This is a genomic window from Vibrio ichthyoenteri ATCC 700023 (assembly GCF_000222605.1).
In the GTDB taxonomy this organism is placed as follows: Bacteria; Pseudomonadota; Gammaproteobacteria; order Enterobacterales; family Vibrionaceae; genus Vibrio; species Vibrio ichthyoenteri.
Genome location: NZ_AFWF01000018.1, coordinates 1 through 20,919, shown reverse-complemented (window position 1 = coordinate 20,919; position 20,919 = coordinate 1). Strand labels below are relative to the sequence as shown.

21 protein-coding genes are annotated in these 20,919 nt (G+C 42.4%); 6 read left to right on the top strand and 15 right to left on the bottom strand.

Annotated features, from left to right (window positions below; genetic code table 11):
• The first annotated feature begins 101 nt into the window (after positions 1–101).
• Positions 102–422, top strand: a complete 321-nt coding sequence (locus RH85_RS02565; protein ID WP_005599404.1) for a DUF496 family protein — start codon at positions 102–104, stop codon at positions 420–422.
• A gap of 308 nt (positions 423–730) precedes the next feature.
• Positions 731–964 carry a YgjV family protein gene (locus RH85_RS02560; protein ID WP_006710620.1) on the top strand — a complete coding sequence of 78 codons (234 nt, stop codon included), beginning with the start codon at positions 731–733 and terminating at the stop codon, positions 962–964.
• A 92-nt stretch (positions 965–1,056) separates the two neighbouring features.
• On the opposite strand, the gene glpK is transcribed toward RH85_RS02560, so the two are convergent.
• Together glpK and RH85_RS02550 are read right to left on the bottom strand one after the other, a co-directional pair.
• Positions 1,057–2,565, bottom strand: a complete 1,509-nt coding sequence (gene glpK, locus RH85_RS02555) for a glycerol kinase GlpK (protein WP_006710619.1) — start codon at positions 2,563–2,565, stop codon at positions 1,057–1,059.
• A gap of 110 nt (positions 2,566–2,675) precedes the next feature.
• Positions 2,676–3,290, bottom strand: coding sequence for an OmpA family protein (locus tag RH85_RS02550; protein ID WP_039948427.1), 615 nt, complete (start codon positions 3,288–3,290; stop codon positions 2,676–2,678).
• Positions 3,291–3,549: 259 nt separating this feature from the next.
• Here RH85_RS02550 and RH85_RS02545 point away from each other — a divergent pair, with 259 nt between their 5' ends.
• A complete protein-coding gene (locus RH85_RS02545; RefSeq protein WP_006710617.1) occupies positions 3,550–4,167 on the top strand; it encodes a thiol:disulfide interchange protein DsbA/DsbL in 618 nt (205 codons plus the stop codon).
• Between the two features lie 17 nt (positions 4,168–4,184).
• Positions 4,185–4,658, top strand: a complete 474-nt coding sequence (locus RH85_RS02540) for a BamJ family beta-barrel-assembly machinery protein (protein WP_006710616.1) — start codon at positions 4,185–4,187, stop codon at positions 4,656–4,658.
• A 65-nt stretch (positions 4,659–4,723) separates the two neighbouring features.
• Here the strand turns inward: RH85_RS02540 and RH85_RS02535 are convergent, their stop codons facing one another.
• The 5 genes from RH85_RS02535 to nrdD all read right to left on the bottom strand — a co-directional run bounded on the left by RH85_RS02535 (position 4,724) and on the right by nrdD (position 10,373).
• On the bottom strand, positions 4,724–5,383 hold the full coding sequence (locus tag RH85_RS02535) for a putative ATP-dependent zinc protease (RefSeq protein ID WP_006710615.1): 660 nt from the start codon (positions 5,381–5,383) through the stop codon (positions 4,724–4,726).
• 59 nt (positions 5,384–5,442) lie between these two features.
• Positions 5,443–6,624: an amino acid aminotransferase gene (locus tag RH85_RS02530; protein WP_006710614.1), complete on the bottom strand. Its 1,182-nt coding sequence runs from the start codon at positions 6,622–6,624 to the stop codon at positions 5,443–5,445.
• 151 nt (positions 6,625–6,775) lie between these two features.
• Positions 6,776–7,522, bottom strand: coding sequence for a hypothetical protein (locus RH85_RS02525; protein WP_006710613.1), 747 nt, complete (start codon positions 7,520–7,522; stop codon positions 6,776–6,778).
• A 198-nt stretch (positions 7,523–7,720) separates the two neighbouring features.
• Positions 7,721–8,188 carry an anaerobic ribonucleoside-triphosphate reductase-activating protein gene (gene nrdG, locus RH85_RS02520; protein ID WP_006710612.1) on the bottom strand — a complete coding sequence of 156 codons (468 nt, stop codon included), beginning with the start codon at positions 8,186–8,188 and terminating at the stop codon, positions 7,721–7,723.
• A gap of 64 nt (positions 8,189–8,252) precedes the next feature.
• Positions 8,253–10,373 (bottom strand): anaerobic ribonucleoside-triphosphate reductase, encoded by a 2,121-nt coding sequence (nrdD, locus tag RH85_RS02515; RefSeq protein WP_006710611.1) that lies wholly within the window; start codon positions 10,371–10,373, stop codon positions 8,253–8,255.
• A gap of 291 nt (positions 10,374–10,664) precedes the next feature.
• On the opposite strand from nrdD, the gene RH85_RS02510 reads away from it, so the two are divergent.
• Positions 10,665–11,558 carry an endonuclease/exonuclease/phosphatase family protein gene (locus RH85_RS02510; protein WP_006710610.1) on the top strand — a complete coding sequence of 298 codons (894 nt, stop codon included), beginning with the start codon at positions 10,665–10,667 and terminating at the stop codon, positions 11,556–11,558.
• Between the two features lie 50 nt (positions 11,559–11,608).
• On the opposite strand, the gene RH85_RS02505 is transcribed toward RH85_RS02510, so the two are convergent.
• The 8 genes from RH85_RS02505 to RH85_RS02470 all read right to left on the bottom strand — a co-directional run bounded on the left by RH85_RS02505 (position 11,609) and on the right by RH85_RS02470 (position 19,130).
• Complete coding sequence (locus tag RH85_RS02505) at positions 11,609–12,058, bottom strand: YeeE/YedE family protein (RefSeq protein WP_006710609.1); 450 nt, start codon at positions 12,056–12,058, stop codon at positions 11,609–11,611.
• Positions 12,059–12,067: 9 nt separating this feature from the next.
• Complete coding sequence (locus RH85_RS02500; protein WP_006710608.1) at positions 12,068–12,487, bottom strand: YeeE/YedE family protein; 420 nt, start codon at positions 12,485–12,487, stop codon at positions 12,068–12,070.
• Positions 12,488–12,790: 303 nt separating this feature from the next.
• A complete protein-coding gene (locus tag RH85_RS02495; protein ID WP_006710607.1) occupies positions 12,791–13,819 on the bottom strand; it encodes a S41 family peptidase in 1,029 nt (342 codons plus the stop codon).
• Positions 13,820–13,990: 171 nt separating this feature from the next.
• Positions 13,991–14,512 (bottom strand): lipocalin family protein, encoded by a 522-nt coding sequence (locus RH85_RS02490; RefSeq protein WP_169313216.1) that lies wholly within the window; start codon positions 14,510–14,512, stop codon positions 13,991–13,993.
• A 431-nt stretch (positions 14,513–14,943) separates the two neighbouring features.
• Entirely contained in the window at positions 14,944–16,728 is a 1,785-nt protein-coding gene (gene phaC / locus RH85_RS02485) for a class I poly(R)-hydroxyalkanoic acid synthase (RefSeq protein WP_006710605.1), read from the bottom strand.
• Between the two features lie 58 nt (positions 16,729–16,786).
• Complete coding sequence (locus tag RH85_RS02480) at positions 16,787–17,134, bottom strand: phasin family protein (protein ID WP_006710603.1); 348 nt, start codon at positions 17,132–17,134, stop codon at positions 16,787–16,789.
• Positions 17,135–17,159: 25 nt separating this feature from the next.
• The gene (locus tag RH85_RS02475) at positions 17,160–18,374 is read right to left on the bottom strand and encodes an acetyl-CoA C-acetyltransferase (RefSeq protein WP_006710602.1); all 1,215 of its coding nucleotides are present in this window, start codon (positions 18,372–18,374) and stop codon (positions 17,160–17,162) included.
• Positions 18,375–18,389: 15 nt separating this feature from the next.
• Complete coding sequence (locus tag RH85_RS02470; RefSeq protein ID WP_006710601.1) at positions 18,390–19,130, bottom strand: SDR family oxidoreductase; 741 nt, start codon at positions 19,128–19,130, stop codon at positions 18,390–18,392.
• A 979-nt stretch (positions 19,131–20,109) separates the two neighbouring features.
• On the opposite strand from RH85_RS02470, the gene RH85_RS02465 reads away from it, so the two are divergent.
• Entirely contained in the window at positions 20,110–20,844 is a 735-nt protein-coding gene (locus RH85_RS02465) for a TetR/AcrR family transcriptional regulator (RefSeq protein WP_006710600.1), read from the top strand.
• Positions 20,845–20,919: the final 75 nt, after the last annotated feature.

The window sequence follows — 20,919 nt, the reverse complement described above, 5'->3', positions numbered from 1 at the left end:
AAACCACCAAGTTGCCAAAATGATTGATCTTAGTACTGTAAACCCTTGCTCTGTTATGATTTAATCGTTGCCAGTTAACGTTAAAACTAGGAATGGAACCTATGAGTGGTGTATTTGAAATCGTATCTCAAGCGCGTCGTAAGAATAAGTTAAAACGTGAGCTTATTGATAACGAGAAGAAAGTTCGTGATAACCGTAAGCGTGTAGACTTACTAGAAAACTTGATGGATTACATCGTTGCAGACATGTCTCATGATGAAATCGTTGCTATCATCAAAAACATGAAAGCGGATTACGAAGATCGTGTTGATGACCACATCATCAAAAGCGCTGAAATCTCAAAAGAACGTCGTGACATCAGCCGTCGCATTCGCGAGCTAACGGAAGCTGATAAACAAGTTCAAAAAGGCGTTAAGAAGTAATTTATTGCCTCTTACTTGGCCTTATTCGGTCAAATAGCGATGAGCTCACATTGAATATGTGGGCTTTTTTTTATTCCTATCGTTAACACTTCGTTGCATAGCCCCCTCTCCCCAACCGTTTGCGTAATCGCTAACCTTCAATCTTCTTCCTATTGGGGTTTAATCACAGTTTTGTCGCTGCTATCCTTTTGTTAAATACAATAAGCATCTGTCAATGTAATGAAAAATATCGAACACTCGATTTTCTTACGTGCAACAGTTGCCAATAACGACACAACGCATCACAACAACATTATGAGGGTTAACCGATGGACTTTAACGGAGTCGAACTTTTAGGATACGCCGCTTCAATCATGGTCGCGCTGTCACTGACGATGAAAGACATCATCAAGTTACGTGTCATTAACTTTTTTGGCTGTGCCCTGTTCACCGCTTACGGATTGATGATCGACTCATGGCCAGTGGTATTAACCAATGGTTTTATTGCCTGCGTGAACGTTTATTTTCTACTCAAAATGCATCGCGCTAAGCGTCTTTTTTAAGCGATGAGCTGGCCAGCAAGCAGAGTAAGTGTATCAAAACCAACTTACTCTCCCTGTTTTAAAACTAACAACATCCGTATAACGTGCTCAGCTTACTCATCATCTTCCAACGATGCCCACATCTGCGCACACTTGACTGCTCGTTTCCACCCTTTGTATCGACTAGTCTGTTTCTGCTCATCTTGGCTAGGGTTAAAAACATCAATAGGGGTACTTTGGCTGTTGATACTTTGCAAGTTATCCCAAGCTTTACTACCTAGCGCAGCAAGACGAGCTGCACCTAGAGCGGTCAATTCACTCACTTGCGGACGCAGCACTGGCGTTCCAAGGACATCGGCTTGAAATTGCATCAAAAAATCATTTTGAACCGCGCCACCATCGACTTTCAAATGCGCTAACATCAAACCAGAATCGGCTTGCATCGCATCTAATACGTCTTTAGATTGATAGGCAATGCTCTCTAAAGTGGCTCTCACAATATGATTGGCGTTAACGCCCCGAGTCAACCCGACGATGGTCCCCCTCGCGTGGGCATCCCAATATGGCGCGCCCAAACCTGTAAAGGCTGGTACGACATAAACACCATTAGCGCTATTTACCTTTCTTGCCATCGTTTCAGATTGCTGAGCAGAATCAATGAGTTTTAGCTCATCACGTAGCCACTGGATTGACGCCCCCCCCATGAAGACTGAACCTTCTAAAGCATAGCTCGGCTCGCCTAATGCGTCACAGGCTAGAGTCGTCAACAGACCATGGGTTGAATCAACGCGCTTGAGGCCGGTATTCATCAGTAAGAAACAACCGGTACCATAAGTATTTTTGGCTTGACCGGCTTGTGTACACTCTTGACCAAACAATGCAGCTTGTTGATCCCCTGCTACGCCAAAAATAGGAATTGAGTATCCACCAATATTGGCTTCACCATAGTGTGCAGCAGATGAGCGAACCTCTGGTAGCATCGATTTAGGTACGCCAAAGAGCGTCAGTAACTCTTCGTCCCATACTCTATCGTCAATATTGAACAGCATGGTACGCGATGCGTTCGTATAGTCGGTCGCATGCACTCGGCCTTCGGTCATGTTCCAAATTAACCAACTGTCAATCGTGCCAAATAGCAGTTCTCCTTTATCTGCCTGTTCACGTGCGCCCTCAACATTGTCCAAAATCCACTGAATTTTTGTCGCTGAAAAATAAGGATCTAGCACCAAACCAGTCTTATTCTTGACGGTAATTTGAGCACCGGATGCCGTCAATTTGTCGCAAACAGATGTAGTACGACGACATTGCCATACGATGGCATTGTAAACAGGTTTACCGGTCAGTTTATTCCAGACAATCGTCGTTTCACGTTGATTGGTGATCCCTATCGCCGCAATTTCATCGCCGTGAATTCCAACTTTGGCTAAGGCCTCAGTTAAGGTGGCACTTTGGCTAGCATAAATCTCGAGCGGATCATGCTCTACCCATCCCGCTTGTGGGTAAATTTGCTTAAACTCACGCTGTGCATCACTAACAATAACGCCTTGATAGTCGAACACTATCGCCCGTGAACTTGTTGTGCCTTGATCTAGTGCGACTATATATTTCGGTTGTACCGCCACGTATCTTTCCTATTGGCTTCTCTTGCTGCTAATTATAGGCAGATACAAAAACGAGAATAGCGATAACATCGCTATTCTCGATTTAAATAGTAAGGATGAGAACTGTTTGGCTAATATTCAGCCGACAAAATAAACAAAACTTCTGCACGGCGATTGCACGCTTTACCTTGTGCCGTTTTATTGTTGCAGGCTGGTTCAGCTTCACCATACCCTCGAGTGAATATCGAACGCTTATCCACATGATTGTTGACCAATGATTGTTTAACGGCATCAGCACGCTTAACGGAAAGCTTGTCATTAAATTGTGGGCTACCGGTGCTATCTGCATGCCCATCAATAACAACATCAATACCCGGTTGAGACGCGACATAGCGAGCTATCACATCAAGCCAATAAGCTGATTGATTGGATACTTGCGATGAACCCGTGTTGAATTTAATTGTATCGACCAACTTGACCATTTTATAATCGCCTGGCAACACTTCATAGGTTAAATTATGTTTCGCCAGAAAGCTTTCCAATGAATGCGGCTGATAAGCATTTTTTTCGCCATACGGACCTTGAACGTCTGATTTTGGTTGCAAGGTGGCTTTACCCCATTCAGGGTGCATTACCTCGTGATCACCTTGCGGAGCGATTGATAACATGTTGTCGTTGAGTATGTTTTCAGGTAGTGAACCACAGCCGGTTAAGGCTAATAACATACTTAGGGCTACTACTCTCATCTGCGTACCATATAAATCGATTACCTATACGATTTATATCGTCTCTCTCAGCAATTTCTTTAGATTGAATCGTTAAAAATAATTATTTCCGCCCATTTTTATCGCAACCGTCGCTTTTTTTGTCATAACTGCATACTTCTACCGCTAACTTGTTAGAAATTGCTACTCTCAAGTTATAACCGTTTGTTAAATCCTAACTTAACGGTAAAATCGACTCACTTTAAATGCGCTATTGCCGCGCACGTAACGAGAAACTCTTATGAAAAAATTGATCACGCTATTTTTGCTCGGTGCATCTGCTGTCTTAGCGGGTTGCTCTGACAACTCAGTACCTGTTGAAGGCCAGCAGTATTCTAAATTGCCTGCTAACCTCTCTACATTCCGAATCCCACAAGTGACAGAAGTCTTTTCTTTGAATTGTGGTCACTGTGGAAAAATGGAAGCGGAAATTCCAAAGCTTGAAAGCTTGATCGATCAAAGCATTGGCAAAATTCATGTGACTTTTAACGAAAGCGCACAAATTGGCGCAATGATTTACTACGCAGCAGAAATGCAGATTGGTCACAAACCTGATCACCAAATGATGCTTGAGCTGTTTTCTGCCGTGCAAATGGGCGAAGGTTCAACCATCGCACAACGTAAAGCGGCCATTGACCAAGCGTTCCATAGTCGTGATTTGGTCTCTCCATACGATTTAAACGAAGAGCAACAAGCTCAACTATTCCAAGCAATGCAATTGGCAGATGACATTACCACCAAAGGTGAAATTAGTGGCGTACCAACCTTCATCATTAATGGTAAATACCAAGTGATCACTTCTGGTCACCAAAATATCGACAGCATTGCTAACACTATTAACTACTTAATCAAACAATAACCTAGCGGAAAGGATTCATGACTAAATTTGTATTCCCGATTATTATTTTTGTCCTTGCAGCATTTTTCATTTACCGTACGTGGACCAACCACAAAGCAGCTGATGAAAACTTCCAACTTGGCCAAGCATTTCTTTTGGATAATGGCGCACAAGAAGGCGTAATTACCACCGAAAGCGGACTTCAGTACCAAGTACTTAATAAAGGTGAAGGCGAGGTTTACCCTACCACGGCTGATCGCGTTAAAGTTCACTACCACGGTACATTAATAGACGGCACTGTATTTGACAGTTCAGTTGAACGTGGTGAGCCAATCACGTTTGGTTTAGGTCAGGTGATCAAAGGTTGGCAAGAAGGCTTAACGTATATGACAGTGGGCGACAAGTTCCGTCTATACATTCCAAGTACACTAGCTTACGGTAAAAGCGGTACTGGGCCGATCCCGCCATCAGCAACGCTTATTTTTGAAGTTGAGCTAATCGAAATTCAATAATGAATATCGAGTCTAATTGAAAAAACCGCTCCGTGAGCGGTTTTTTTATAAACACAATCGCATCATTATTTGTGTTTTTCTTGAATGTATTGCTTACTCACATCGACCAAAGCGACATCTTTAAAAAAGCTACGCCCTAACAACACTGGAAAGGTAAGGTGCGTTCTATCCGCGAGTGTAAATTCCGTCTTCTCCTTCAATTCACCAATTTGAATCCACGCTTGTACGACTGCGCGACGCTGGGTTCCTTCAGCGCTCGATTGACGAATTTTAACCCATCTATCAACGGGCAATGCTATTTCTTTGCTGTTAACGCCATCGTGTTCAATCTTAAATTTAACCCAATCATTACCATCACGCTCAAAAGGCACGATATCAACAGCACTGATTGATGATGTCGTTGCGCCAGTATCAATTCGCGCTTTAAATGACTGCTCTAAGCCCGGAATATAAACCCATTCTTTTTCCCCCAAGATCAGACGTCCATCTGAGGTTTTTTTTGCTTCAACAACCGGTGGTTTTGGTTTTTCAACAGGCTTGGTTTCTGGTTCTGGCTTAGGCTTTACTTCAGGTTTTGCTTCAGGAGAGGTTTCTGGTTGTTCAACCTTAGGAGGTGTAACTTGAGGCTTCACTTCGGTTTCTACTTGTTGCTCGCTAGTATTGGCACAAGCGACCAAACCACCACATAGTAATAATGGAACTAACGCCTTCCACGATTTATTCATTCATTCCCCCAATATATTTATGACTAAAAGGCTCCTAAGAGCCTTTTAAAAAAACAGTCTTATGAGACCTTCATAATCGCATCAGCCACATAATGAATGTCTTTTTCGGTTAAACCGGCAATATTAATTCTGCCGTCACCTACTCCATAAATTCCATATTCTTCACGGAGTTGCGACATTTGACCTTGACTAAAGCCTAGCACAGTAAACATTCCTTTGTGCGATTCAATGAAATCAAATTGTGAAGTATTGTGAGCATTTCGCAACTCGTCACATAAAGTTTTGCGCAGGTTTAACAAACGTTGCTGCATTTCACTTAACTCTTGCTTCCAAGTTGCCGTTAGCGCTTGATTTTGTAAAATGGTTTTAACAAGTGCGGCACCATGATCTGGTGGCATCGTATAGGTGGAACGGGCAAGCGTTAGTAGCTTACCTTTGGCATTGTTGGCCTCTGCGATGGACTGGCCGACGACAATCGCGGCACCCGTTCGCTCTCGATACAAACCAAAATTTTTAGAACACGAGGTTGTAATCAACATTTCCGCGACATTATCAGCCATATAACGCAACCCCTTCGCGTCTGCGTCAAGACCATCACCGAAACCTTGATAAGCAACATCAACAAAAGGCGTGAATCCATTTTTTTGTGCCAACGCGGTAATTTGTTGCCATGCGTCGAAGTCTATATCGGCACCGGTGGGATTATGACAACAGCCATGAAGAAGAACCACATCGTTTTTGCCCGCTTTCGCTAAATCTTCCAACATTAACGCTTTATCGACTTGCTTAGTATCAGTGCTGAAATAGCGATAGTATTTTACTTGTAAACCCGCCGCTTCCATCACCGGTTTGTGGTTTACATAGCTTGGATTCGAGATCCAAACTGTTGTATCTGGTTGGGCAACTTTCATCAAGTCGCCAAGCATACGCAATGCCCCACTCGCCCCCGGCGTTTGTACGGCGATAACACGATCCAGCACTGACGTTCCATCAAGCACGAGATTGATCATCGCTTGATTAAACTCTTCACAGCCGGCTAAACCGACATAAGATTTGGTTTTTTGAGTGGATACTACAATATCTTGCGCTTGAGAAATCGCGCGCATGATTGGCGTTTCGCCGAGGCTATTTTTGTACACTCCAATACCTAGATCCACTTTTTCATTACGTGGGTCACTCTTATAGGCAACTGAGAGCGAAAGAATTGGATCTAATTGAGGTGCTGGCAAATGAGAAAACATGAAAGTCACAACCCTTTGAAATTCAACGTTAGAAAGTGAGTTTCAAGTTATCATTACTTTTTTTAAATTACGACAAATAAACCAAACGCTGGCAAAAAAAAACGAGGATTCACCTCGCCTTTTTCTTTTACCGCAAACGTTCAATATTCGTTTACACCAACTCATCATTCATTGGATGTTTCATCCATACATTCGGCTCTCGATAAGTGCCGCAATCGTTGGCTTTATCGATTTCAATTGGACTTAATGCACCAGGGATAACGTATTGACCTGAATGAGGAAAAATCATATTCGTCCATTCACGCCATTGAGCAATGCTGCCTTTTACCTTCAAAGTACAGTTAGCAATATGTATCGCTTTAGCACCGAGTTTTTGATGCACACGCAGCCAAGGATCATAATACAAGCCGTCATCACGTAACCAACTGGCGTAACTTTGAATCGATTGGATTGGGTATTTTGCTTTGTAGGTTGGGCGAACAGGAACAACCAATGACGTCAGACCACGTCGTTTCGCCAATGCTTTCATCTCAATGAGGATTTTTGCGCTTAACCCTTCACCTTGCACGCTAGGGTCAACCAATGCAGCGATGGGAATTAGGGTATTGGCCTGTGCTTCACTCTCTCGTAGAGCCAAACCTTGTACCAAAACATCGTGAATACTTTCCGGTAATCCCGTCACTCCTCCAGACCATTTCACCGGTACAGTAAATCCAACACCAATAACCTGTTCACTGGATAGTAAAATAAGCGTTGAATCTGCGAACTCTTCATAAAGGTGATGCCAATTATTCGCATCACTGTGTTGTAAAAATACCGGCCATGAGCGATTGTCTAGATTCGCTACTTTGTCAATTAAATCGGGTCTTTCACTTAGCGTAGTTACTTCATAATCCATACAGCTCAATTCCATCTTAATGACCGCATTAGTGCCATATCACTACCTTAATGACAGGCTCACGTTTTGACTCAATGCAACATTAAACTATCATGCGTAAATGCCTGATGAAATTGCATTTTTTCATAAATGCGACATTACTTGAAAAGTTATCAATAAGATATAGAGCTAAAAAAGGCAGCGAAATCGCTGCCTCTATTAAATTTTGAACCGATGTATCACTTGGTTGGAACTTCCCCGCCATTCCAAATTAAGATCTTTCTTCTCTTGCACGAACTTTCCATCCACCAGCACATCTAATAGATCAACAACCGCACGCTGCTCATCACTCAACTCAGCGAGCGTGTAACCACTCCAAAGCCAGATATCTTTACCCGGACATTCGTTGCGAACACGCTGCACTAACTTCAGCACCGAAGAGACATTAGCAGGATGCAGCGGATCACCACCGGAGAGTGATAACCCCTTACGTTTGATTCGTGTGTCATTCAAATCAGCGATGATTTGGTCTTCCAACGCTTGAGTGAATTCATGACCACTATCTAGGCGTAAAGTCGATTGATTGTAGCAACCCTTGCACTGATGAACACAGCCAGAAACAAACAAAGTACAACGAGTACCAGGTCCATTAATCACATCGATTGGATAGTATTGGTGATAATTCATAGTTCTTCTGCAAAAAAACAGCCCGCCTAAACGAGCTGGTTACTATTTAGTGTGTTTGCATCAATTACAGATGCTTAACGCGACGTTTAACTTCTTCTTGTTTACCAAAGTTAAATGGGCGAGCATCAGGGCTACCAAGGTAACCACAGACACGACGGGTTACTGACACTTTACTCGAATCGTGGTTGCCACAGCTCGGGCAAGTAAAGCCTTTACTGGTACATTCAAATTCACCAGTGTAACCACACTCATAACACTCATCGATTGGGGTATTGGTCCCGTAGTAAGGCACGCGTGTATAGCTGTAGTCCCAGACGTTTTCCAACGCTTCTATATTGCGTTGCATGTTCGGGAACTCGCCGTAACAAATAAAGCCACCGGTTGAGATATGCGGGTAAGGCATTTCAAAATCGATTTTGTCGTATGGGTTTACTTTCTTTTCAACGTCTAAGTGGAAGCTGTTGGTGTAGTAACCTTTATTTGTTACGCCTTCTACAACACCAAACTCTTTGGTGTCGATACGGCAGAAACGACTACACAGGTTTTCACTCGGCGTGCCATAAAGGCTGAATGCGTAACCGGTTTCTTCTGTCCATAGCTCCACATTCTTTTTCAGGTAACTCACCAGATCCAACGCTTTTTGGCGCAGTTCTTCACTGTCGTAAACGTGTTGGTCTGTACCGAATAACGCATTAATCGTTTCATGAATACCGATGTAACCTAGCGAAATAGACGCGCGGCCATTTTTGAAGATGTCAGCAATTGAATCATCCGCTTTTAAACGTACGCCGCATGCCCCTTCCATGTATAGGATTGGTGCAACGCGCGCTTTTACGTTCTCTAAACGGGAAATACGCGTTTCTAATGCACGACGAGCGATATCTAGCTTCTCATCAAGCAGTTGATAGAACACTTTCTCATCACCGTTAGAACGAAGAGCAATACGCGGTAAGTTCAAGCTCACTACGCCGAGGTTGTTACGGCCTTCGTGGATGAGTTCACCGTTTTCTTCATACGGGTTTAAGAAGCTACGACAACCCATTGGGGTTTTAAATGAACCCGTTACTTCAACAATTTTGTCGTAGTTAAGAATATCTGGGTACATACGCTTTGACGCACATTCAAGCGCCAGCTGTTTGATGTCGTAACTTGGATCTTCCGCTTTATGGTTTAAGCCATCTTTAATCGCGAAGACCAATTTAGGGAATACCGCTGTTTTACTATTTTTACCTAAACCAGCGATACGGTTTTTCAAAATGGATTGCTGGATCAAGCGAGATTCCCAGCTGGTACCTAAACCAAAACCAAAGGTAACAAATGGCGTTTGACCGTTCGCGGTATGCAGTGTGTTTACTTCATACTCTAGTGATTGGAATGCGTCATAACACTCTTTCTCTGTGCGAGAGATAGCAAAGGCTTCAGGAGTATGAATATCCCATTCTTTCGCCGTTAAAAGGTGTTTCTCGTAGCTTGCGCTAACATAAGGAGCCAGCACTTCATCAATACGGTTGATGGTGGTACCACCGTAGATGTGGCTCGCTACTTGAGCAATAATTTGCGCGGTTACCGCTGTTGCAGTCGAAATAGATTTCGGCGTATCAATCTCAGCATTACCCATCTTAAAGCCATGCGTTAACATGCCTTTTAGATCAATAAGCATACAGTTAAACATTGGGAAGAATGGTGCGTAGTCGAGATCGTGGTAGTGAATATCGCCCTCTTCATGAGCTTGTACGATATCACGAGGCAAAATATGGGTCTTTGCGTAGTGCTTAGCCACAATGCCCGCAAGTAAATCACGTTGTGTTGGAATTACTTTACCATCTTTGTTTGCATTCTCGTTGATGAGATCAACGTTGCTCTCTTCGATTAAGCCTTCGATTTCGCGCGTTAGTGTGCTTTGCTTTTCACGGGCGATGTCGCGATCGTGGCGATATTCAATGTATGAACGAGCAAGAGACTTAAATGGTCCTTGCATCAATTCGTTCTCAACTAGGGTTTGGATTTCAGTGATATGAACTTCATCGTGATCTTTAAGTTGTAGCTCAACCGCTAATGCTACATTTAAAGCATGAATAGCGATTTCGTTGTCTACTTGATCAGCTGCAGCTTCCACTGCTGCTTGAATACGATCTCGGCTAAACGGCGCTCTTGAGCCGTCACGCTTGATTACGATTGGTTTCACTTTATCTCCTTACCCAGCATACTCACAGAGTTATCCACAAATACACTATATAGGGCTAATTATTGTTCGACTGACACTATATGTTGTGGCGTATTAAACTCAAACCACGCCCTAAAAGTATTGATTTAGATCAATAAACATAGGCTAGAGAGCAAGATCAAATCGATCTTGATGGCATAGATCTCAGATACAAAGAAAACCGTGAAAATTGCGTTTTTTTCGTATTTAAGCTTGATTTTTTGCGAAGGCTTGCAGCATAAAGCTTTGGACTAATTTTACAGGGAGTCAATCATGAAACGCGTTGTAGAATGTCTCATTTTACTATATGTAGTGGTTTTGTACGCACCACCAACACTAGCGCAACAACAGAGTAAAATTTCAACATGGAATATGGAATGGCTCGATTTACAAGGAAATAAGCGTTTCAAGTCATCATTGCGAACAAACGCTGATTTCGACAAAATATCTGATTATTTTGTGCAAATTGATACCCCGATCCTTGCCTTTCAAGAAGTAACAAGTGAGTCTGCGATTAGACGAGTTGTTGGGGATAGCTACAACATCTATTTATCTGCTCGAAGTACGGGGCAATATCGTCACTTACAATTCAACGATATTAATCAGTACACCGGATTTGCGATAAAGAAAGGTATCCGGGTGACTGACCCAGATGATTTTTCGTTACTTAGAAGCAATCGTCAAACTAAGCTACGGTTTGCCAGCTACATTATCGTTAATGATTGGTGGGATGAACCCATTCATCTTCTCAGTATTCACTTAAAAGCGAGATGCAGTGGCCAGTTTCATCCTAATAAAAGCTGTCAAACTTTAAAGGAGCAAGGTCTGGCATTAAACCGTTGGATATTAGAGCGACAGCAACAAAAGCAAGCTTATATCATCAGTGGTGATTTTAATCATAACCTCGCCTATCCCAACGATTGGCTATGGAATGACATTACCCAGCAATCACAAGCTCACTTGTCCACTCGTCATGTCAACGCAGATTGTCTGGTTCGTAGTCGCAATAAGGCAAAGCGTACCCATCAGTTTCGCTCACTGATCGATCACTTTGTGACTAGCCCACACTTTATCGTTAATGAGGCTAAGCAGCATTTATTTGAACCTAGCGATGTGGTGGAATTTAAACTCAGCGATCACTGCCCGCTATCGATAATACTTAACTAGCAAGTACACTCGAAGCCGACGCAGAGCAAAGTGGGATCGCCTTTTGGGGACTATCGCTTGGAAGTTGCGGCACTGTAACGCTTTGCGATCAGTGACCCCACAATCATCGCCACTAAAAATAGAACAATCGCGATATTACCAAACAAAAGACTAGCGACCGCTGGGCCAGGACAAATGCCCGCGATTCCCCATCCTAAGCCAAAAATAGTGGCACCAATCAGCAGTTTGCGGTCAATCGTTTGATGATTAGGAATGCAATAGAGTTCCCCCGTTAAAGATTGCTGTTTGGGTTTAATCAACAAGAAATAACTAGGCATAAAAATTATCAATGCACCGCCCATCACAAACGCGAGGCTGGAGTCCCATTGCCCTGTGACATCTAGAAATCCAATCACCTTATTGGGGTCGACCATTCCGGATATTGCCATACCAATGCCAAAAAGCGTCCCACTCAAAATAGCACTGGCAAACGTCAGAGCATTCAAAATTGAGTTATTCATTGTTGCCTCTCACAGTAAATGAACACGAACAAAAACGGTCAATATTGCGATTGACATAAAGACCACCGTCGCAACAATTGAACGTTTAGACAAACGGCCAATCCCACAAATACCATGACCGCTCGTACAGCCATTCCCCAGAGAGGTGCCAATCCCCACCAATAGGCCCGCTACGATATAGATCCAAAGGTTTGAATTTTCTAAGGTTGGCACAGACGCTCCTAGCCATTGAACAGCCGATACCCCTCCAACCGCCATTCCAGCTAAAAATAATACTCGCCAAACTCGGTCTCTTACATCAGGATTAACCACGCCATTGATAATGCCACTAATCCCAGCAATCTTGCCATTAACAAGCAGTAGTAACACCGCCGAAAGTCCTAGTAACATCCCTCCCAGCAGTGATTGCCAAGGTATTACTTGCCACATAATGATTTCTCCACTGGTTAACCTGCCTCTTCATCATCACCTAAACAAAATTACAGACCTAATCATTACTACGGTGTTCGATAATGACTGCATGTTTGAATTGTATATATTTTAATCTTATATTAGATTTTACTTATACATAATATTAAGTCAATGCTAAATAAGTAATTACTAATACACCAATGTGGCATTTATCTGCATTGAGGTGGGATTCGAGTAACTATAGCTTGCGTAACGAACGTATGTTTGATTTGCTATGATGCCATCTTTTCATATCACGCTTCTCAACATATCCTTGAATTGTCAAAGCTGTTGAGACAGTAGATCATGAGTATAAGAGAGCAATTCATCGCCACTAAGGTGAGAAACGATATCGGGTGGTAAGCCTTTATTGTCGATGGGACCGTACTGGTACCACACTCGTTTTTGGCTTGGAATCAACACCTGATATTGATCAATACCAATAGGATAAGCGACAACCTGACCATAATCGAGAGCACCAAATGTATTGGTGCCGATCACTGTCACTTTATTATTTGAACGGGCTGCAATGACAAACTCTTCCGCTGCATTGGCCACCGTTTTGTCCGTTAACACATAGATTTTTTTTATGTTGGGCAAAACATTGTCCTGCTTCACGCTAGGCCAATTATATTCAACCCATGTATTCGGATAAGCCGTCATTTGCCGCACTAAGTTCGAATACATTGCAGTAATTTCAAGTGAGTGACTTGAATCCAGTTGCTCCAACAGACGTTGATAAAATGCTTTGTTTGAAGGCGATGCAAGTACATGCCAGAGAGATTGATAGCCTTCTGTTCCAATCAGTTCTAGTATCTGGCGCATTGCCAGAAAACTACTGCCTTGATTACCACGAACATCAATAATAACCCCTTCTGCACGCAGTAAATCAGGCATTTTACGCTGCAAAAAACTCGCTAACGACTCCCTATTTGTGGCTGAGAAATCGCCAAGGTAAAGGGATAACACAGTATCAGACAACCAACGGAGTTGAGGCTCAGAAGAAATGGTCTTGGCGAGTTGTTGATGATCGATATAGGTAATTTTTAAATGAGGATCTGCAAATACAGCAAGCCAATTAGATAACGTGGCAAAGCAATCTACCGCTGACTCATACTGAATATGGCCGAGAGTTTTTATCTCTGAAGCTTCGATCTGTTGACGAATATTATCTGCATAACCAGCATAATTGTTTTCGACCAACTTGGTTAGCTCAGTAAAGTTTTGATGACAAGTTGCATGCTCTGATTTGACCGTGGTAGAGACTAAACTAAAGATCGAAAATAACGTCAAACCGAGAACCGTTCGCATTGTACCCTCATCAAAAACATCTAAATGGCTTAAGCGAAAAGGTACGTTGGCCCCGATATTAAATCAATTTAATATCGGGGCAATATGTAACAAAGTTTGTCTTTCGGTTAAAACATATAATGTTCGGAAGAATCATAGCCCTAAGCTCTGATGATTCACGATGTCATCTAATCAAAGCTCTTGTTCGACAAAAATCAATTCATCCACATCAAAGCCTAAGGTTCTCGCTTGAAGACGAAATTTGTTTTTTAATTCATCTGAAACATCAGGGGTACGAGACAGTAACCATAAGTAGTCATAATTGGGGCCGGAAACAAAAGCATGCTGATAGCCTTCTTTATCAAGCTCAAATATCACATAAGAGCTGTAAAAAGGCCCAAAAAAAGACACTTGTAAGTAACCCTGATCATCTTGATTAACGAAAAATGCCTGGCCAGTTGCTTCTACCCATTCGTCTGATTCTGGGTCATATCCTCGATTTTTTACCGAAATTCCGCCTTTGGGTAGTCGGTTATATTCGGCTGAAACTCGTTCTAGCCCAGCTTCAAATGAATGATCTAGACGAGCAATCTCATACCAGGTGCCGAGATAGCGATTGAGTTCAAAGTTGTCGACCGGCTTTACCGTTTCAGGCATACCTAAACAGCCATTCAACATGACTACGCTACTCAATCCTAGCGCCAGTTTTAGCATACTCGATGAAAGTACATACAACCGACAAAATAATGTTTGAAACAAGACCAAGTGAAATAACTCCCTATACCACACTGAGTCGTCATAATTATCACGCACTTTATCGTCGAAATAATTGATGAACTAAACGACTAATAGTTCTACACGTTACGGGTACTATTAAGCGATAAAGAAATGAAAGCTATAGATAATTTTGGAATATGAGTCCCAATGCTACAAAATGCGAACTGACTTAGATTATCTATCATTACTATTTGCTATTCGCCGATTAACACGTTTTCTCTCAGTACAAATACGCCATACAAAGCCTGGTCATTCTCGGAGATCCCAACATAGAAAAAGGGGCAAAAAGCCCCTTTTTAATCTTGTCCGTCATACAGCCAGTTTCAAAACCGTACGACGACATTCTGTCACCTACAAATTGAAAGAGATCAAGCCATCTCTTCTTGTTCAATCGGCAACACTTGTTTTACATACAATCCTGGCGCGGTTCCAATCACCGGAAATTGTTCATTACCTTGCGGATAAGGTTCAACTTGTTGGTCGGGATTGAAGGCCAATAACCATTCATGCCAATGTCCCCACCATGAACCCTCATGATGTTCTGCATTCGCCAACCACTCGTCCGCATTTTCATCAAGGCTATCGTTGGTCCAAAAACCATATTTATTCTTTGCCGGGTGGTTTACGATTCCCGCTATATGGCCTGATTCACCGAGTACAAAGGTCTTATTTCCGCCGACGTTTAGTGCCCCGCGGTACGTACCTTGCCAGAGTGCAATATGGTCTTCCTTAGTCGAAATGAAATAGCTTGGAATTTTGATCTTATCTAAATCGATCCAAACCCCACCAATTTTCACTCCTTTATCTTGAACAAGTTTATTCTCCAAATAGAGCTCACGAAGCATAAAATTATGCGTGGGTGCGGCAATATTAGTGCTATCACTGTTCCAATAAAGTAGATCAAAATCTACCGGACTAACGCCTTTGAGATAGTTATCAACATAGTAATTCCAATACAAGCTGTTCTCACGTAACAGGCTGAACGTCACGCTTAAAGAGCGACCATCCATATAGCCTTTAGCGTTGTTCTGAACTTCTATGGCATTGATCACTGGCTCATTAATGTATGCACCAACCTCTCCTGGTTGAGCAAAATCCAATAACGTAGTAAAAAAGCTCGCGCTCTTAATACGTTTCTTCATTCGCTTAGCGGCATAGTAGGCAATTGTAGACGCTAAAACCGTACCGCCAATACAATAACCAGCAGCATTAATCTGGGATTGACCAGTGATATCCTCGATCGCAGACACAGCCTTTGCCACACCTTCAGTGACGTAATCACCAAACTCCAACTCGTGCTGAGCTTGGCCAGGGTTGCGCCAAGAGATCATAAATACACAATGTCCTTGCTCTAGCAGCCAACGAACCATTGAGTTCTTTTCACGTAGATCAAGAATGTAGTATTTATTCACAAATGGCGGAACAATCAGTAGCGGCGTAGCATGCACTTGTTCCGTTAGTGGACGATATTGGATGAGCTCAAACAATTCATTCTTATAGACAACATCACCTTGAGTATTGGCAACATCATCACCAAGACGAAAAGCATTATTGTTCGTCATGCGAACTTTTAAAATGTCGGCACTTGAATCTAAATCGTTCTTAAACTGATCAAGACCTGCTAAGAGGTTTTCACCATTCTGCTCAATCGTGAGTTTGAGCAAATCAGGGTTAGTCGCAATAAAATTGCTTGGTGATAACGCGTTGAGAGCTTGGCGAGAAAAAAATGTTAAGCGTTCTTTCGCTTTTTCATCCAGTCCTTCGACACTGTCGATTGTTTCTAGGTAGGTTTTGCTAAACAGCAGATAGGATTGTTTAATAAAGTTAAACACCAATTCATTTTGCCAGCTGTCACTACTGAATCGCTTGTCACCTTTTTCAGCAGACACGACTGACTCTGTATTACCTGTCAAAGCGACGTTCTGCCAAATTTCCAGTTGCTGGGTCCACCATTTAGCCTGAATTTCCAACATCGCAGCCGGCTGATTTGACGCGCCTTCCAAAAGCTTAGCCGTATCTTCAAAATTGAGTTCTTGCATGGCTTTATTAAGCGGGGTATTTGCGGACGCCCTGTTTAGTTCGAGATCATTCCACCATTGTTGATTGGATTCCTGGAGCTTCACAAGGTAGTCCGAAAAGAAGTGTTGAAACATGATGCAACTCCTATGATCGGAAAAAGCCGCCTTAATAAAGGCGGCAATAAGTCAGTGATTATGCTGGTGTCACTGTCTTTAAGTTTTCCGATGTTAGTTGCTCAACATCATCTTTAAACTCTTGAGCAATCGACTGAAGCTTATTGCTATCATTGGTCATTTGCTGAGAAAGTTTCGATAGGACATTTAGCTGTTGGCTATTAAAAACGGTCAAAGAAGTCACGTCTTTCACTTCTGTTGCCGCTTTCATTTGTGTCAAGCCCATCTCACTGTAGGTACGAATGGCATTTAGTTGAAGCTCTGTAAGCACTTCAACGTTCTTCGTTACTAGCTTGTTGAACTTCACGTACGGCTCTAGGGTTTTCTCAGTTTGATCGCTAAAATTTTTGAAAAAGTCTGTATACATGACTAACACTCCTAAGTGATTAAGTTTAATTCCATTTGATTGATTTAACGATGACAGCGGTACCCATACCTCCGCCAACACATAGAGACGCAACGCCATACTGGCCGTCACTTCGATTTAACTCATGGATAAGTGAAACCAAAATACGGTTACCTGATGCCCCTAGCGGATGCCCAAGAGCAATAGCGCCACCATTTGGATTCGCTTTATCTAAAATACTGTTTACTGGCACTTGGTGTACTTCAGCCAAGCGATGAATGACCCCTAATGCCTGAGCGGCGAAAGCCTCATTAAGTTCATAACAGTCAATATCGCCAGTCGCTAACTCAGCTTTAGCCAGTGCTTTTGTTACTGCAGGAACCGGACCTAAGCCCATGATTTTTGGGTCTAAACCAGACTGTGCGTAACTCACTATTTCCGCAATCGGCGTTAAATTGTGTTTTGCTACCGCAGACTCACTGGCCAAAATAATCGCACTAGCGCCATCGTTGAGGCCTGAAGCATTACCCGCAGTCACCGACCCTTCTCTGTCAAAAGCGGGTCTCAGTTTCTGTAAACTTTCTAGTGTGGTGTTCGCTTTAGGGTACTCATCAGTTGCAAAAGTGTAAGTTTCACGGCGTAGCTTTACTTCTACTGGTGCTATCTCATTCTTGAAATGCCCAGCTTCAATGGCAGCAACCGCCTTCATCTGACTTGCTAGGGCGTATTGATCTTGTTGTTCACGCGTAATGCCAACCTCTTTAGCGACATTCTCCGCCGTTACACCCATATGATATTGGTTAAATACATCGGTCAAACCATCATTGATCAACAAGTCTGTTAGCGACATGTTACCCATTTTATGACCGTTTCTAACCTCACTAGGAATGATGAAAGGGATCTGGGACATAACTTCAACACCGGCAGCGATGATGATGTCGCCATCCCCAGATCGGATATGGCTGATGGCATCCATAACGGTTTTCATCCCGCTGCCACAAACCATATTTAAAGTGTACGCCGGTGTTGTATCTGGAATACCCGCAAACAAGGCTGCTTGGCGGCCTACGCTCATGCCTTGTCCCGCACCAATAACATTGCCAACGATAACTTCATCCACCGTTTCTTTGGCAACTTGGCTTTCTTCCAGCGCAGCTTTTATCGCTACAGCAGCAAGATCACCGGCGTTAATATGTTTCAGAGAACCACCAAAAGAACCAATCGCGGTGCGTTTAGCCGCTACGATATATACCTTTTCCATAATCATTGCTCCCCGTTATTGCATGTGCAAGCCGCCATTTACCGACAAGGTTTCCCCTGTGATATAGGCACCTGCATCACTGACTAGGAAGCTCACAGCTTGTGCGATTTCTGCTGGTTCGGCTAAACGGCTCATTGGAATTTGATTTTTGATAAACTCTAATGCTTCCGGTTTCATCATTTCCACCATTGGCGTCATGGTATAACCTGGTGCCACGACATTAACTGTCACACCGCTACGCGCCCCTTCCGCTGCCAACGCTTTCGAAAAACCAATCATCCCGGCTTTCGCTGCACTGTAGTTTGTTTGACCAAACTGGCCTTTAATACCATTTACAGACGAGATATTTACAACGCGACCTCCCCCTTTTTCACACATCGCAGAAAAAAGAGGTTGGGTGATATTGAAAACACTATTTAGATTTGTATCGATGACTTCTTTCCAAGCATCAGCTGTCATTTTTTTGAAAACACCATCACGTGTAATGCCAGCGTTGTTGATCACGACATCAATCGTTCCCTCTTCGCTTAAAAGCGTTGCTAAACGGTCCGCGCACTCTGCCGTATTCGTCACGTCCAGTTCAAACAAACGGACCTGATCTTCGGTAAAGTGTTTTTCTGCAAACCATTGTTTCGCACACTCCAACTTGCCCGTGTAATAGGTCGCAATTACTCGGTAGCCATCAGCAACCAGTTGGGAGGAAATCGCAGATCCAATTCCACCTTTAGATCCTGTGATCAAAGCGATTTTTTTCATCAATAGACTCCATTCTTAACAGCAAGGTAAATAGATAAAACTATTTATAAATATCAAACTCATTAAGCCTGATAGGTAAAACATAATTAAGGCAACATCTTTGTATTGCCTTGTTCTATTAACTAAAGCTAATCCGGAATTGTGACACTTCAAATAAATAGTTTTAAATTTTACGTAAAGTTGAGAAAGATCCCATTTAGAATGAAATGTTATATATTTGTTATGGCGAGTTAAGATACTGATTTTATTAAAATTTATTATCAACACTTTTATAAGTTAAATTATAAACCTTTGATATCATGAAATTAAGCACTCAAAACACCACGTTTCACAAAATAATATCAACAAGTTACATAATTACAGTTATTTGATACTTTTATTAAGAAGGGATAAAAATTAAAATAAATCTTATATCGACTTTAGTTCAACTAATTAGCTGATATTAGTATCATCTAATTAGTTAAATATATAATTACAATCAATTTTACCTTCTATTATATTTATTAGACTAACGTCGTAATACGGTATTGACTGACGATTACGATATACAAATAGCAGACACAAAAAACCCAGCAACAAGTGCTGGGTTGGCGAAAACAAATCAATAGTTCCTTGGCAGTGGATTGATTCGAAAGATGGAAGCTCGCCATGCAAACATAGATCAAGCTCACACGATTTGTGCAAAGCCTAAACGTTACCGACGCTACCTAGCCAAATAGAGTAAGTAATTACCGGTCAAAACTGGAGTATCAAAGCGTCCATCGAAAGATCAGACACATCCACTAAAGTTCGTTTTCACCGCTTATGTTACCGCTCGTTATCCACGCTTAACGGTTACACTTACTACACAGTCGTGCAGTATATTTATTTTTTTTTTGAGATCAACGTTTATTTTCCAGGTGGTCAATAAACTAATATTGATGAAATATGGTGAAGTTTCTGGTAAAAGTACCCGGTTAGTTAGGGTTGGTAGAAACGAATGACCGAAAGAAAACAAGGGCGTCGAAGCGCACAAGATGCTGAGAACACAAAAAAACAGATTCTGATGGTAGCCGCCGATATGTTTTGCGAGCTTGGCTATGAGCGTGTGTCATTACGTAATATCAGTGAACAAGCTGGGGTTTCACATAGCTTGATCCGCCACCACTTTGGTAGCAAAGAAAAAATTTGGCATGCAATCAGCGATGAGCTGCATCGATTTATGGGCAAATACCTACACACAATAATCGACAACCTACCGCAAAACTCTCCTGCTAATGAAAGGCTTTATCTGTTCTCTGTTCGTCTGCTAGCACATATGTTGTTATTTAAACAGCCAATACAGCTTATCGCCGATGCCGTTCGTCAGGAAGATGCTCTGTTTGATTATTTCATCGATCGCTCAGGCCAATTAGAAGCGCTCGTGAACAATATGGCAGAAGAATATAATCAAGCGTTCCCTGAGTCTCCGGTCAAAGTGTGGGAGATAAAATGGCAAATGATCATGTACGCGCATGGCGCTGCAAGCTTAACGCCTTTTCTTACTGAAACTTGGTCTGATGAGACTGACGACATCAATCAATGCTTACTCAATCATTGGCAAATGTTCAATCAAATTACAGCCACTCGATTCCAGGTCCCTGTAGCACGCCAACTCAACCCAGAGAATGTAACGGATCTAATTTATCCAACTGAGTGCTTCAATCCATCGTGCTGCTCTACAAGTTATGATTGATCACTAAAGTACCACTCACAAATCACAGTAAACGAAGCAAGTAAACTTTTTCATTCCACCATTGTTACCTAAAAA